At 65.0% G+C, this 14,267-nt stretch carries 16 protein-coding genes; 10 read left to right on the top strand and 6 right to left on the bottom strand.

The genetic code is table 11. The features are described 5' to 3' along the window. Positions 1-51 precede the first annotated feature (51 nt). The 3 genes from QE363_RS17090 to QE363_RS17100 all read right to left on the bottom strand — a co-directional run bounded on the left by QE363_RS17090 (position 52) and on the right by QE363_RS17100 (position 2,202). Positions 52-723, bottom strand: coding sequence for a hypothetical protein (locus QE363_RS17090; RefSeq protein ID WP_309697199.1), 672 nt, complete (start codon positions 721-723; stop codon positions 52-54). 24 nt (positions 724-747) lie between these two features. Further along, positions 748-1,428: a hypothetical protein gene (locus QE363_RS17095; RefSeq protein ID WP_309697201.1), complete on the bottom strand. Its 681-nt coding sequence runs from the start codon at positions 1,426-1,428 to the stop codon at positions 748-750. Between the two features lie 591 nt (positions 1,429-2,019). Beyond that, positions 2,020-2,202 carry a hypothetical protein gene (locus tag QE363_RS17100; RefSeq protein ID WP_309697203.1) on the bottom strand — a complete coding sequence of 61 codons (183 nt, stop codon included), beginning with the start codon at positions 2,200-2,202 and terminating at the stop codon, positions 2,020-2,022. A 44-nt stretch (positions 2,203-2,246) separates the two neighbouring features. On the opposite strand from QE363_RS17100, the gene QE363_RS17105 reads away from it, so the two are divergent. Genes QE363_RS17105 through QE363_RS17115 form a run of 3 tightly spaced genes read left to right on the top strand, consistent with a single transcriptional unit; the run spans position 2,247 to position 5,471 of the window. Further along, positions 2,247-4,316, top strand: coding sequence for a S8 family peptidase (locus tag QE363_RS17105; protein ID WP_309697205.1), 2,070 nt, complete (start codon positions 2,247-2,249; stop codon positions 4,314-4,316). Positions 4,317-4,341: 25 nt separating this feature from the next. Beyond that, positions 4,342-5,082: a hypothetical protein gene (locus tag QE363_RS17110; protein WP_309697207.1), complete on the top strand. Its 741-nt coding sequence runs from the start codon at positions 4,342-4,344 to the stop codon at positions 5,080-5,082. After that, entirely contained in the window at positions 5,082-5,471 is a 390-nt protein-coding gene (locus QE363_RS17115; protein ID WP_309697209.1) for a DUF4878 domain-containing protein, read from the top strand. The genes QE363_RS17110 and QE363_RS17115 overlap by 1 nt, the downstream gene beginning before the upstream one ends. A gap of 8 nt (positions 5,472-5,479) precedes the next feature. Here QE363_RS17115 and QE363_RS17120 read toward each other — a convergent pair whose 3' ends face one another. After that, positions 5,480-8,128, bottom strand: a complete 2,649-nt coding sequence (locus QE363_RS17120) for a MobA/MobL family protein (RefSeq protein ID WP_309697211.1) — start codon at positions 8,126-8,128, stop codon at positions 5,480-5,482. A gap of 339 nt (positions 8,129-8,467) precedes the next feature. On the opposite strand from QE363_RS17120, the gene QE363_RS17125 reads away from it, so the two are divergent. The 6 genes from QE363_RS17125 (at position 8,468) to QE363_RS17150 (ending at position 12,470) form a co-directional block, all read left to right on the top strand. Next, positions 8,468-9,202 carry a hypothetical protein gene (locus tag QE363_RS17125; RefSeq protein ID WP_309697213.1) on the top strand — a complete coding sequence of 245 codons (735 nt, stop codon included), beginning with the start codon at positions 8,468-8,470 and terminating at the stop codon, positions 9,200-9,202. Beyond that, positions 9,199-9,531: a hypothetical protein gene (locus QE363_RS17130; protein ID WP_309697216.1), complete on the top strand. Its 333-nt coding sequence runs from the start codon at positions 9,199-9,201 to the stop codon at positions 9,529-9,531. The genes QE363_RS17125 and QE363_RS17130 overlap by 4 nt, the downstream gene beginning before the upstream one ends. Beyond that, complete coding sequence (locus tag QE363_RS17135; protein WP_309697218.1) at positions 9,528-11,240, top strand: hypothetical protein; 1,713 nt, start codon at positions 9,528-9,530, stop codon at positions 11,238-11,240. The genes QE363_RS17130 and QE363_RS17135 overlap by 4 nt, the downstream gene beginning before the upstream one ends. Positions 11,241-11,310: 70 nt before the next feature. Then, positions 11,311-11,436, top strand: coding sequence for a hypothetical protein (locus tag QE363_RS17140; protein WP_309697220.1), 126 nt, complete (start codon positions 11,311-11,313; stop codon positions 11,434-11,436). After that, a complete protein-coding gene (locus QE363_RS17145; RefSeq protein WP_405053196.1) occupies positions 11,433-11,954 on the top strand; it encodes a GNAT family N-acetyltransferase in 522 nt (173 codons plus the stop codon). Before QE363_RS17140 ends, QE363_RS17145 begins: the two co-directional genes overlap by 4 nt. Before the next feature lie 108 nt (positions 11,955-12,062). Beyond that, positions 12,063-12,470 carry a DUF6326 family protein gene (locus QE363_RS17150; protein WP_309697225.1) on the top strand — a complete coding sequence of 136 codons (408 nt, stop codon included), beginning with the start codon at positions 12,063-12,065 and terminating at the stop codon, positions 12,468-12,470. 67 nt (positions 12,471-12,537) lie between these two features. Here QE363_RS17150 and QE363_RS17155 read toward each other — a convergent pair whose 3' ends face one another. Continuing rightward, a complete protein-coding gene (locus QE363_RS17155; RefSeq protein ID WP_309697227.1) occupies positions 12,538-12,936 on the bottom strand; it encodes a VOC family protein in 399 nt (132 codons plus the stop codon). A 68-nt stretch (positions 12,937-13,004) separates the two neighbouring features. Further along, positions 13,005-13,496, bottom strand: coding sequence for a GNAT family N-acetyltransferase (locus tag QE363_RS17160; protein ID WP_309697230.1), 492 nt, complete (start codon positions 13,494-13,496; stop codon positions 13,005-13,007). A 178-nt stretch (positions 13,497-13,674) separates the two neighbouring features. Here QE363_RS17160 and QE363_RS19735 point away from each other — a divergent pair, with 178 nt between their 5' ends. Beyond that, entirely contained in the window at positions 13,675-14,244 is a 570-nt protein-coding gene (locus tag QE363_RS19735; RefSeq protein ID WP_405053197.1) for a helix-turn-helix domain-containing protein, read from the top strand. Positions 14,245-14,267: the final 23 nt, after the last annotated feature.

The raw sequence follows: 14,267 nt of genomic DNA on the forward strand, positions 1-14,267 counted from the left end.
AGTAGTTCTCCGGCGGGCGATCGCGCGCCCACATTTCGGTTAAGGGAAAGGTCAGCGGGCGGTGCGTTGCTCGCCCCGCCAGCGGTCCAGTGCCCGGAGTGCTGCCTGTGCGGGGTGATCGGCGTCGTCGAAATCGCCGAAGCCTTGAGCCCAGCATCGCCATCCGGCGATCGCCTCGCCGATCAGTTCGACAGCAGTCGTGCTCGGATCCGGCAGCAGGAAGGTCGGCATTGACCCCTCGCATTCGTCGACCGGCGTTTGCAGCGGGCACATGCACGGCATGAGATGCGCGCGTGCCTGGCGAAGGTGCCATGTGTGGCCGGGCGGCAGGGCCCGCCATCGCCCCGCGGTGTCGGCTGCGGCCGCGATGATGCGCGGGTGGCGCGCCGGATCGGCCAGCGCGAGCAGACGATATGGGACGGCGCCGAAATTGTGCCAGCTGATCAAGGCATGGGGTGATGCGATCTGCGGCTCCAGCCAGTCGAGCAGATCGAGGACCGTATCCCCTTCGCCGAGACAGCGAGCCTCGGTCGAGAAGCGGTAGCCGTCATGATCCGGAGTGACAGTGAGCATGCCGATCCCGCAGAGGATGCGGGCATCCGGCCTGTTGCGGGCGGCGGGACAGGCCCCGATGGTGCGGATGGCGAGTGCGATCGACGCGGGCGCGAAACCTCGCTCCTCGATCGACAGGTCGATGAAAGACATGGGTATTTCCTTGAACATTGGCCGCATGGCGGCCGTGTGGGATCAGTCGGCGGCGGACAGCAGGTCCGCGACATGCGCTTGCGCTGCGGCTTGATCGCTTTCGCCGAGCCAGACGGAGAGATGGTCGCTGAGGACGGCGGCGATGCTGTGTCCGACCGGGTTCAGCGCGGCGAAGCGCCGTATGACGAGCCGAAAGGTGGCGATTGCATCGACTTGCACCTGCCCCTCGATCTCACTGATGTCCGACCGCAGCCAGCTAGCGAAGCGGCGCCCCCGATCGACCTGGGCATGAAGAATGTTCATGTTCGCGCAGGCCTGCGCGAAGGTCAGCCGTTTGTCGTCGTGGCTGGCGGTCAAATTCAAGGCATATTGTTGACCGCATCCCGCAAGCGCGCGGATGCAGGGCGACCATCTGGCACCGGGCAGGCGCTCGAGAAGCGCCGCGTCATCATCTAGGCCATATCCGGCAATCGTTGCCCCATCACGTAGCAGCTGTTCGTCGAGCCAGGTCAGGAGCCACTCTGCGGGATCGGAAGGCTGGAGAACACAGCTGTCGAGGGCAAAGTGAATGTCCGAACCGCGCAGTTCAGCGGTCAGGATGGCGGCACCGATGGGGATTTGGCGGTCGACGCCCAGGCGATGACCGATATCGAGCCGGGCGACGCTCAGGGCCGTGATGATAGGTGAAGGAAGCATTGGCAATGTGCTCCAGGCACGCGGCATTGTCCCCAGACTGCGTGAAGCAGCTGGAGTTTAGGGCACGCGGATGGTGGCGGATGACCGGCAGAACCGGCCGACGACGAAAATTCTGACCGAGGGCCGAGCCGGCGGATGCCGACCCTGTTTTTTCCTTCTTTCAGAACCTTCGCATCGTCCGTCCGTACGGATCAGCGCCAACGGCGCCCCTTTTCCATGCCAGCGGCATGGCTTTGCCTTTCGGAGGCACTTCCGGGCTGTCGCAATTCGTTAAGGATTGCCCTATAGCCTGAGGTGGCCTGTGGGAGTTTGTCCTGTGGGCCGGGGCGTCGAAACCCCGAAATGGAAGCCGGTCGAAAGACCAACAAGGTCGAAAAGCTCTTCGGCCGGGTGGCGGACGCGCATGTCCAGGCCCCGGCTAAAGGCGTTCGCGCCTGTTCCATTTCAGGTTTCGAACACCCGGCTCACGGGCCGGCACCCTAGGTTTACTGGGGTGCCGCCGGCTGTCCGGCGTGCATCCCCATTGGGGGATGATGATGGTCGGAATACGGGGAATCAGAGCAGCATCGGCCAGCATGCTGGCGATGACGATCGCCGCCTGCGGGGGCGGCGGCGCGATCAGCAGTGCGGGCAGCGTAGCAACGCCACCGCCGACTGGCGGCTCGACGCCGACGCCCAGTCCATCACCGACGCCTGCGCCGACACCGACGCCCGCGCCGACGCCATCGCCAAGTCCGACACCGTCGCCAACGCCCGCGCCGTCTCCGACGCCTTCACCCACACCCACACCCACACCCACACCCACGCCCACGCCAACGCCGCCGCCGCCGGTCTATTCGACGCCGGTGACGCCACCGCCGGGCTATGTCATCACGCCATCGGACCGCCAGCCGATCCGCTCGGTCAACGACACGCCCGAGTTCCGCCGCAACTACGGTGCCAACGAATTCATGAATGCGCTCTACGCGCTCGATAGCGGGCACACCGGTCAGGGCGTCACCGTCGCCGTGGTCGACGATGGCGTGATGAACGTGAACGGCGAGCTTGAGGGCCGCATCGACCAGACGCTGTCCAAGGACTTCGGCTATATCGTGGCCGCCGACGGCACCCGGACCAAGCGTAACGAACTGGGCAGCGCAGCGTCGGACCACGGCACGGCGGTCGCCAACATCATCGCCGCCCGCATCAACGGCGGTGGCGCGGTGGGTTATGCGCCATCCGCGACGATCGTTGCGCTCCGCGTCGCCGACTGGGACGAAAAGACGCAAGGGGAAATCTTGTGGCACACCGACGAGGCCATCCGCTATGCGGCGGACAAGGGTATCAAGATCGTCAGTTCATCGCTGGTCGGTGGCAGCGCGAGCTGGACTGCGGCAACCGAAAGGCTGGCGGCGACCGGTGGCCTGCTGGTCAACTCGACCGGCAATTACGGCGCTGCCGATCCCCACAATAGCCAGTGGATCACCGCCGACAATCGCAAGGCGCTGCTGTTCGTCGGCGCACTCAGCCCGGCACTGAACGCCTATGAAATTGAGGCCTATTCCAATCGGGCGGGGACCATGAAGGACCGCACCGTCGTCGCGGTCGGCTCCAATGTTACCACGCTGGTCGATGGCACGGTCGGTGTCTTCTCCGGCACCAGTTCGGCGGCGCCCGTGGTCGCAGGTCTCGCTGCCGACATTCTGTCCAAATGGCCGCAGTTGAGCGGCCAGCAGGCAGGCGACGTCATCCTGAAGACTGCCAAGGACATCGGTGCACCGGGACCGGACGAGGTGTTTGGCATGGGGCTGGTGGACTTCAAGGCGGCGCTGTCGCCGGTCAATCCGACGCTGTCGAACGGATCGACCCAGACCAGCGTCGCGAAATCGGTGATGGTGGTGCCGGGGGCGGTCGGTACCGCTGCGATCCAGACGGCGCTGTCGCATGTGACGGTGCTCGACGCCTATGGCCGCGACTTCGCCGGTTCAGTCGCTGCGCTCGTCTTCCAGCCGCAGGTCATGGCCGATCGCCGGATCGAGCGGCGGGTCCAGCAGATGGGGCGACAGGCGAGCCTGTCACTCGGCGGCTTCAGCGGGACGATGGGCTTTACCAGCACCCGCTTCGGCCCCGGCCAGGATCAGGTCCGAGCCGCAGCGACGGCAGGCACCTTTGGCTATACCGACGGGACAATTGGGGTGCATGCGGCATGGAATGCCGGTGACATGCTCCAGGCCGATGTCATGGGTCTGGCGCCCTTCGCCGATGGCGTGTTCGCCTATGCCCCGCAGGCCGCGACCAGCCTCGGCGTCGACCGGGCGGTCGGTGGCGGACGGCTCGGGCTGACCATGGCGGCGGGGCGAGCCAGCGGGAGTTCCGCGCAGGCGATGACGCTGGGCTGGAGCCGGGGTGGCCTCGATCTGCGCGCCTCGTTCATCGACGAGGATGGCACGCTGATGGGTATGCCGACCGGTGCCGGTGCGCTGCGATTGGGACGCGGCGCCCGCACCGTCATGGTCGAGGTTCACCACCGCATCGGTGTGACCGATAGCTGGGCGCTGGAGGGCTATGGCTCGCTGGGCGTCACCCGGCTGAAGATCGACGCCGCCTCGCTGGTGACGGGCGCGACCCCGATCCTCGGCAGCCGGATCGGCATGCAGGCAACCGGCGCGGTGCCCGGCGGTCTGCTGACGCTCGGGATCGCGCAGCCGCTCGCCATTGAGGCGGGCGCGGCGGAGCTGACCCTGGGCACCGGCTACGACCTTTCCAGCCGTTCGGTCCTGTACGGCGTCACCCGCGCCAGCCTTGCAGGGCAACGCCGTGTCCAGATTACCGCCGGTTACGTCACCCGCACCGCCATGCCGCTTCGCCTCGGCGTCATGCACGACGTCACCGACGGCTCCGTCGCCGCGCTCGTCGGCTGGCACACCGGCTTCTGATCCGACTAATTCAAGGGAGACACACATGCGTTTGACCATTGCACTCGTCATCGGGCTGGCCGCCGTGCCCGCCGCCGCTCAGCGGGCACCGATCACCAAGTTGCTCGACAAGATCCCATCCGTCTTTGGGACTGGGCCGAAGCAGCCTGCCATCACCATGCCGGCCACGCCGGTGATCGTCGGCCTGACCCGCGCTGCCGGTCGCAGTGTTGCCGGTGATCCGGTCACCTTCGATCTCGGCGGCTTTCGCCTCGGTATGAGCGAGGCGGAGGTGACCGCTGTCGCGACATCCCGTAAATTGGTCACCAAGGGCGCAACCCGCTTTGTCGATTTTGAAAGCGAGGTACGCGGTGCGATCAATATCGCGGGTGGCGCTGGTGGAGCCCCGACCCGACGCAGCGTGCTCGGCGACACGACGCTTCAGGACGACGCTGGCGGGCGATATACGCTAAGAATGCTCGTCTGGCCGGACGGGGCGCATCTGTCGTCGATCGTGTACCTCGCGCCGCAAGGGACGACGGTTGCCGAATGGCGTCGCATGCTGGTCGAAAAATGGGCCAAGCCTCGCGAGGAGCAGCTGGGCGATACATTCGCGGCACGCTGGAGCAAGAACGGCAGTGGCTTCCGCGCCAGCGCGAATGTTGGCCCGCAGGGCGGAACGGTAATGATCGCGCCACCGGAAGGTTCGGCCCAGCAACCCGGCCGACTGGTCGAGCAGGCCGCTGACGCCTTCATCGCTGCTCGTGCCAAGAAGCCGGTGCTGTGATGGACGCGATCCTGAAGGGGACGATGCACATCCGTCCGCTGGTCGTAGCCGCCGCGCTTCTGGCGCTGACCGCCTGCGGCCAAGGACCGGGTGACGCCGCCCGTGCCGCAATAGAGGCGATTGGGCGCGGTCAGACCGCCGAGGCGCTCGAGCGGATCGACCCGGAAATCAAGGCGACCGCCGGGATCTTCATCACGCCGATGCTGCAGGACAAGGCCAGGAAGGCCAAGGCGAAGGGCGGGGTCACGTCAGTCGAGGTCGAGAAGGTCGATCATACCGAGGCGGATCACGCCGTGGTGACCACCGTCACCCGCTTTGGCGACGGGTCGAAGCAGACCGACACCGGCAAGGTACGCCGCATCAACGGCAAGTGGTACATTACCATGTGATGGACTGCTCACCGTGACATCGTGCCCGGATCGTCGATCAGCGGCGTCCGACGGGGGCTCCCGCCTCCGTTGCCATCCGCATGACGCGGAGAGGTTCCGCCAGATGCGGGCGGCGCGGCGCCATGAATGCCGCTTCGCGATAATGGCGGCGGTGTGCTGGATGACGAGGCATCAGGCACACCGCTCCGCCGCGAAGCCCCCGTCGGCGGGTCGGCCATCGCCAACCCTGGCTTCGGCGCGGTCCCAATGTCGGCCCGCACCCGTTCGGCGAGCCTTCCAAGGACACTTTGCACCTTGTCGTCATGGCGCCAAGCCTCGACCAGATCTCGCATGACGTCTGGGGCGGCTTGGCCCAGCGACCAACCTGCGTCGCCCCGCACCAACTGGTCGGGATGCGCAACGGCATAGCTTGCGATCATCGCGTGTTCGCCAATTTGCTGTGCAGCGATATCTTCGAGCTGGCGCTGCACCCGTTCGGTTTGGATATCGTCGTCACGCAGGCCGAAAGTCGCCAGTGTCAGCGCATCGATCTGTCGGCGGCCATCGACGTTCGGTACAGGACGGCGTTCCCGCTCGATCTCATCCAGCATCGCTGTGGTCCGGTCAGCACGGTCGTCTTGCCGGACGCGTTCGAGGAGAGCGCGGCGCAAGTCATCGTCGCCGATGCCGACCGCCATCACCGTGTCACGCTCGCGCTGAGGCAGGACGGACCAGGCGGGTTCGATCCGTTTGCCGTTCCGGTGATACGGGCGCGGTTCCGCGTTGCGCAGGATGCGGCACGCTTCCTCGACCAGTGTACGTCGAGCGACTTCGGCGGCGCGTTCGGCGTCGGCCTGCTTTGCCGCTGCCTCGGCGCCCTTTCGTTGTTCGGCTGCACGCTGCTGGTCGAGGCGATGACGCTCGCGCAGGGCGCGGCCGAGATCATCGTGCGGCAGGCTTTCAATCATTTGACGTGCCGCCATCGCCATGGCGGACAGATCAAGGATCAGGCGGTTGTGTTCCCGCCGATAGGGCGTCGGTTCAGCGGTTAGGATCAGGAGGCGAGCCTGTTCATGCGCATGTTGCCGATCAAGTGCGACGAGGCGCTGGTGAATCGCTACGGCTGTGGCGCGCTGCTCGGCCAGTTTCTGATGCCGCACCGTCGACGTGGCCCGACCCGCCACGATGGTCGCGACACGCCGGGACTGCGTCAGCGCAGTCCGGGACGGTATGACCGGTGCCGATACCATGCCGATCCGCTCCGCGATCGTTCGAGCCGTGACCGCCAATGTCATGGCCGTGTGGCGCACCGCAGGCGACGGCTGATGCACGACCCGCCGCCGCTGGATGCGCCGCAGGATCGCCTGGGCGTGATCGCGGACCTTCAGGACGGTTTGTGAAGCGACGGGTCGAACGACAGGCTTCGCTCGGCGGACCCGTTCGATCATCTCGCGGGCTGACGTAGCGATCACCGTCGCATGGGCGGTGAGCGCAGCGGCGTGTGCCCGCAGGCCAGCCACGTGCATCCGCCGTTCGAGCAGCGACGTCAGCCGGCCGTGGGCCTGTACCTCGCGTTCAACCCGCGCCTTCTCGACCGCAAGCTCGTTGCTCTCAGCGATGACGGCGTTGCGAGTGACGGCATAAACATGCTCTCCGCGTTCGTGCGCCGCCATCGCGGCTGCACCGACATGCGCCTGCCGTTGGGCGTCGATCCCGCGCTCCTTGTACGTCTGATGGGTGAAACGCTCCGGTCGGCCAGCCGCGCGGCAGGCACGGTTCATGTGCGCGGCGGCCAGCGCCCGCATCAGCTTCAGGCCGTCCGGGTCGGTCAGGCCGTTCACCTTCTCCTGCGCGATCGACCATTCATGGTCGCCGGTGCGCTCGCAGGGTCGCAGCGAGAAACAAACATGGGCATGGTAATTGCGCTGATCGCCCTTGGCATCTGGCGTGTGGATCGCAGCGACCCACGGCAGGCCGAGTCGGCCGAAAGTCCGCTGGCAGAACTCCTCGACCAGCGCGCGGCGTTCAACCGCGGTCAGGTCATGCGGCAGGTTCCAGATGATGCGATGCTGGACGATCGCATTCGCGCGATAGCCTTCCTCGACCGCCTCCAGCGCGCGCCAGCCTGCAGCAATCTCGTGGGCGTCCTTACCCATGTTCGACATCGGCACAGAATCGGTCGCGTCATCGCCGATCCGCTCGAGCGCATCCTCGCGCAGGATATAGAGCGCGTGATCGGCGGGCAGGCCCGCGCGCCATGTCTTCGATTTGAAGCCGACGTAGCGAATGCGGAAGTACAACGAGACGCGGCCGCGTTCGTCGACCATTGGCATCTGGTAGGTGCGGATGGCGCGCTTCGACACGCCGGTGAGCATCGCCATCTTACGGGACGGTGCTGCGCTGCCCGATCCCGGTCGATCGGCCTTGGCCATGCGGATGCGCAGCGGATGCCCCCAGGCACGCGCCAGTTCCCGGTCAAGTCTGCGGTCTGCCGCCGCCTGTTCCCGCGCTGCGCGAACGCGCCGACGTTGGCGCAGCGCTGCGACGCGCCGGAAGGCCGTGGCGACCGTGCGTTCCGCCGCTTGGATGCGGCGCTCTGTCCGCCCGCCGTCCATCATCAGGCGGAAGACTGCCGCGTCCGCCCGCGCCCATATCCCTTCCTCGGTCTCCAGCAGCATCGCGCGCCCTTGATTGTGACGCCGCAGGCTGGGGGGTGGGATCAGGAGCGGATGCGCCGTTGACCGGGGTCAACATTTCTTTCGCATCCCACCCCTCAGACCTTCCCTCATCTGCGGTCTTTCGCTTCGTAGGAACTGATGCTCACCGCCGTTGCGGGGGGCGCTCCATTTGACGGAACCAGAAATGCGCGGCGCAGGCGGGTTCCGGTTCGACGTCGCAGCAGGCGGTCGATCGCACACCCGCGCATCCATCGTCAGCGAAAATGGAGCGCCCCCCGCAACGGCCGGAATCGGAGGTTCGTATCGTCAGCCCGTCCAACACCGACGAGGAGACGACCCATGGAATACGACGCCATCGAAGCCCGCCGCCGCCGCGAATATGAGGCGGCCATCGCGGTAGAACGCAGGGCTGAGGAACGGCTGGCCGAGATCAAGCGAAGGGCGCGTAACGCCAAGGGGCGATTATTGTCGACCACGCGATCGGAGCAGTGGCACCGCATGGCCCTCGCGTGGCTCGAGCGGGATGTGGGATACACGGGCGAAATGGCGGCGGCGCGCGTCTGGCTGCGCCACCAGCCGCTCGACGCTTATACCGAGTTGGTCGCACCCTTCGCCGCCGCGATGCCGGGCGCCACGATCATCGCGGCCGAGGTCGCGGCGGTCCGTGCCCATCTCGACGAGTGGACGAAGCGCGGGGAGGCGCTACTGCTCGACCGCGCAGCCCGCGCCTATGCGGAGGACGTCGCGGGCTTTCGCGTCTGGCAGCGTGACCATCCCGACAGCAATGCATGGCGGCGCAAGGCGATGACGAAATCGCAGGGATTCCTGATCGGGCGGATGGTGGCCGCGCTCGATCTCGAGCCGCCCGCGCGGATGAATCGCGGCGAGGCGCACGACTGGATCGAACAGCGCGGCGGGAATCCGCGGCTCGTCGGCCTGCCGATTGATTCCGATACGCCGCGCGGGCCGTCGCACTTCTCGTCGGAGGTCACAGCTGCGTCGACCGGTGAGGTTTCCAGCGCAACCGATCAACGCTCGCTCGGCGACGCGGGCCATCGAGGGGACGCGGCATGACTGATATCCTCGACGAATTCCGCTCGGTCATCGTCGGCGACCGCGTCGAGCGCTTCCCGGGGTACGACGCGCTCGCGCGTCGTGCCGAGGATCTGATCGGCCGGATGCAGCAGATTGAAAGAGCGCTGGGTGCAACCCCGCCAGGGTCGGAAAAGGACTGGCATGATCTGGCGGCCGCCGCCGAAGCACTGGTCGCCATCACCGCGGCGCAGGAGCAATGGCTCGCCGATCACGATGCCGCGCTCGGCCGTGCGATCGAGCAGGCGCGCAGCGACATACGATCCCTCAACCATCGGGAAGGTAAGGCGGACGCGGGAGACGTGGCATGAGCATCATCGACGAAATCGCCGCAGCGGTCGCGCAGGCCGGCCTCGACGACGGCATTGATCCGTCCGTCGGTCTGCGGTGTGGCTGGGACTATTGGGTGCCGGGCCAGCCGCTGACCGATCGCTGCGGAATTGCCCGCACGCCACACCGCCTTCCCATCGACCTGGACCCGCTGCCCGAAGGCGCCGTTGCGATCATCGACGGTACGATGACCGCGGCGCAACTCGGCGGATCGATCTGGCGGCAGATCCTGGTCCGCCCGCGCGATCCTCGCGCAGTCATGGGCCATGACCCGTTTGCCGTCAGCAGCATGGCCGCGCATTGCGGACGTGCCGAGCATCTGGTCACGCTGGTCGGTCATTCGCCCCGCGACCTGGCGATCTATCTCGACGACCTGCGACTGCGCGACCGTGCGGTCTTCGACCGGGTGATCGCCAAGGACTTCAAGGGCGCGATCGCGCTGCGCCCGACAATTGCCGATGATCCGTGGCCCGACCGCGTGCGCGCGTTGTGGGAAGCGCCGGAGGCGGACTATCTCCCGCCCTTCCTCGTCGCCGTCCTTTACGCCGAACTTGCCCGCCTGGCCGTCAACCACGACGGGCTTCTCGTCATGGCATTCGACGGAGGCATCGAACTCTCGACGCGGCGCTTCGTGCCCCGCGTCCCGCTGGCGGGCGGTCCCCATCAACCGTCAGCGATCAAGCGGGCGATCGATATGCTGCCCTATCAGTCGATCGCCTTGAGTGCGCCGGGGACCATCCTGCAGCGCGGCGATGCCGAAGCGGCAGCGGCCTGGGCCAAGGTCTGCGCCGCAAGTCTGTCGGCGGTGGCCGAAGAGCGGGAGGGTCTCGATATCGCGCCCGCCACGCCCCAGCAGGCCAAGGCGATCGCCCGCGATTTCGAGGCACATCCCGCCTTCTGGCTGGAACAGCGCAACGATCACGGATGGTCGCGCCAGAACCGCCCCGCCGCGACATATTGGGGGCTGGATTGGCGCCAGCACGCCTCGGTCGGGCTGGTGGAGATCATGATGACGGCCCAGGACTGGAACTGTCGCTGCCGGCCGGGCGGACGGAGACTCAGCACCATGTCGATGCGGCGCGTGTCCTGGGCGATCGCGACGATCAGCTATGCATGGATGACGGAGAACAACCCGGCTGCCGCGGTCTGGCTGTTGCGGCAGGCGCAGGGCAAGAACGAAGATTCGCTCGACGCGTTCAGCCCCTTCGCGATGGACGATATCCTCAAGGAGAAGTCGGGAAACACGCTGCGCAAGAAAGCCCTTGCGCTGGTTGCCGATCGGCCGAAGCCGGGCGAGCTGGGCTATACGGCGCGCTATCAGGCCCATTTGTGGCTCAACGACCGTGGGGACGACATCGCGCATTACCGGCAGTATAAGTGGGACGCGATCATGGGGTACCATAAGGCGAAGGCGGGTATCTTGCCCAAGATCCTCCGGGATACGAGCCGAGTGCCCGAAGAAGTGGCTGCGGTTTTGGGGCGAGCACATGGCGTATCGCCGATCCACGGTGACATCGGACATAATAAGCCGCCATCCTCCGCCATGGCCGACGACATTGCTGCCGCTCGCGGTTCGCAGAACGTCGGCATGATGATTTCGCCCTTGGCGACCGACCCGATGCGCGAAATGCTGTTACGAAAGCCGAGGGCTCAGTCGAAAAAGAAGGAGGCGAAGACCAAAACGCGATGACCTCGTCCATGCCACCCATTTTTAGCGGATGGCATGGACGGCAATCCGTCGGACGCTAATCGTCCTACACTTGGCCGATCGTCACTACGTTCCGCTGGTCGGCAGTGGGGTGAAATCAAACCGTTCCGGCGTCGATATGCGGGTGACGGCGCACATGGCCGATAGCGTGTCGGCGCAGATGAACCCGGCAATTTGAGTGAGGCGGCTTTTCCACAAGGATCGAGTTTCAGGAAAGAGAATGAAAGCGACCGACGTAAGCAATATGGCCGAAAACATGAAGGCTGTGCGGTAGCAGAGGCGTTTATGGCGGTCACGTTGAGGTTGCAGAAGGTGACGGAGGCTGACCCGGAGCGTGGTTGGGCACCGGCCGAGTTCTACGACATAATTGCTGGCGGCGAAGTGGTTGGCACAATCCAACTTCGCCTCGGCAATACTGATTACATGCGCCTGTATGGCGGGCATGTGGGATACAAGGTCGAGCCGGAACATCGAGGGCACGGCTATGCGAGCCAGGCGCTGGCGGCATTGGGGCCGATCGCTCGGAACCACGGTTTTGACGAAATCTGGGTCACCGTTCGGCCGGACAATACTGCCTCTTGCCGCACGTTGGAAAAGGCCGGAGCCAGCTTTGAGGGAACATTAGCAGTCCCGGTCGACAGCGACCTATATGCACGGGGCGACCTCCACATGCGGCGCTATCGTCTATCCCTGTAATCGGCTCCGGCAGCTTCCCAATGGGATCGAGAAATGGGAATCTCACACCGGTCGTTGCGATGATGGCCCAACTGTTTTATTGCGGCAATACACTAGCAGGGGGCGTAGGTGGGGTTGGAAGAATATCGAGCGCCGGCCAAGGTGAAGCTGGCGGCACTGTGGGCGTCGACGATGTTCTGCTACATCTACGGCGACTATTTCGGCCTCTACGTCGCCGGCACGCTGGCGGATATGAACCACGGCAGCATGGGGCCACTCGGCCATGCAACCCCCGGCGTCCTCACGGGCGTGTCGTTGATGATGGCAGTGCCGAGCCTTATGGTCGCGCTGTCGCTCCTGCTCCCGGCGCGCATATGTCGGTGGGCCTGCATCGTCCTCGGGCTATTCTACACCGCGATCATGGCGGTCAGCCTTCCCGGATCGGAACCGTTCTACAAGGTGCTGGCGGTGATCGAGATGACGCTGACGCTGGCGATCGCCGGCATCGCGATCCGCTGGCCGCGCCCATCCGTTTGATCGGCTTCCCATAAGGAACGGCGGATGGGACGTTCAACGCCGTCTCATTAGGATGGTGAATTGGGAATCATTGTGTGGCGGTGACAGGTTCGATCAAATCCCACCGATTGCCATAGAGGTCCTCGAAGACGGCCACGATGCCATACGGTTCATGGCGAGGCTTCTCGACGAACCGGATGCCCCGCTGGGTGTAAGCAAGATGGTCACGGGCGAAGTCATCGGTTTCGAGGAACAAGAACACCCGACCGCCACTCTGATCGCCGATCGCTCCACGTTGCCTGTCACCGACAGCCCGTGCCAGTAGCAGTCCGCTCGCCGCGCCATGCGGCGCGACCACCACCCACCGCTTGCCATCTGTCATCGCTGTGTCGTCGCGTAACTCGAAGCCAAGCTTTCCGACGAAAAAGTCGATGGCAGTGTCATATTCGTCAACGAGGAGGGCGGTCAGGTTCAGGCGCTGCGGCATCCGGTGAAGCTGCCCTAATCCGGGCGTCGAGCCAACGCCTGCTTCCCATTGGGATCGAGAAATGGGAATCAGTCGATCGGCCTCATCATCATGAGGCAAGGCGTGTCCTCACCCCACAAGTCCGAAAACACCTCGAGCGGCTCGAACCCGCTGGCTTCATAGAAGAGCCGGGTTTCCGCATAATGCGGATCGGGATGGGATGCAGCTAGGGTCTTGACGGTGAACCAGCGGATGCCTTCGGCTCTTAGCATGGTTTCTGCTTGCTCGATCAGTTTGCGCCCGCAGCCCCTACCGCGCTGATCCCGCGCGACACCAATTACATGGATTTCGGCTGCGACGGATGTATGTTTTTCCAGCGACAGAAAACCGGCAGCTTTGCCGTTCTCCGAATAGGCGACCAGGGTCGGCAAACGCGTCGTGGCGGCGACATATTCATCGAGCGATTCAGGCCGTCCGAACCATTCGGGCAGGCTGTCGAGAATATCTCGCGCGATAATCTCTGTCCCTTCGCGCACCACTTCGATCCGGTACGTTCCACCACTTGATCCGACGCCGCTCATACGCCCCCCGTTGTCGATGGCTAATGACGTCGATCGGCGGGATCGCCAAGGGCTGTCAGGCGCTGCTTTCGGCTTTCCGATTGGGAACAGCGACGAAGACGGTCTGCGCATTCCCATTGGAAGCGAATATTGGCACGGCATATGACCGATATAGACTGGCCGACGGTGAGGGAGCGACGTGAGCGAAGCGGTTTCTATACCCGGCCACCACCTTGGCGTTCGCCTAAGGCGCTTTCGGCGCCTGCGCGGCTTCAAGCAGGAGCATGTCGCGGAAACCCTGGGTGTATCGCAAGGGCTCGTTTCACGCTGGGAATCAGGCAGGCACGTTCCATCGCCCGCATTGGGGCGTCAAATCCGCGACCTTATCGCCGTGGCCCCGGATTCGTCCTCAGATCGGGCGCTGCGACGGCTTGTTGAGTGCGCGAACGTTCCTGTCCACCTGATCTGTGACGCGACCCACCGACTGCTTGCCGCTTCCCCATCACGCGAGCGGGAGTGGGGAGCATCCGCACGGACGTTCGTTGGAAGTTCGCTGTGGCGGTACGCTACCGATGATATCGTCATGGCTGAGGATCGCCTTGCCGATGACGGGTGGTTCGAGCGTACTGACCCTGCCGGCATCTCTATTCCCACCTTGGGTAATGGCAGTGTTGAGATGCGCATCCTCCCTAGCATACTCGAATGGGAGCAAATCGGTCTCGCGGAAGGGCGCGTAGGCAGGCTGGTGACGACGGTAGCGTTTGCCTGAGGTCGAATATTTCATTCGTCGTC

Source organism: Sphingomonas sp. SORGH_AS_0870, assembly GCF_031453175.1.
Lineage (GTDB): Bacteria > Pseudomonadota > Alphaproteobacteria > Sphingomonadales > Sphingomonadaceae > Sphingomonas.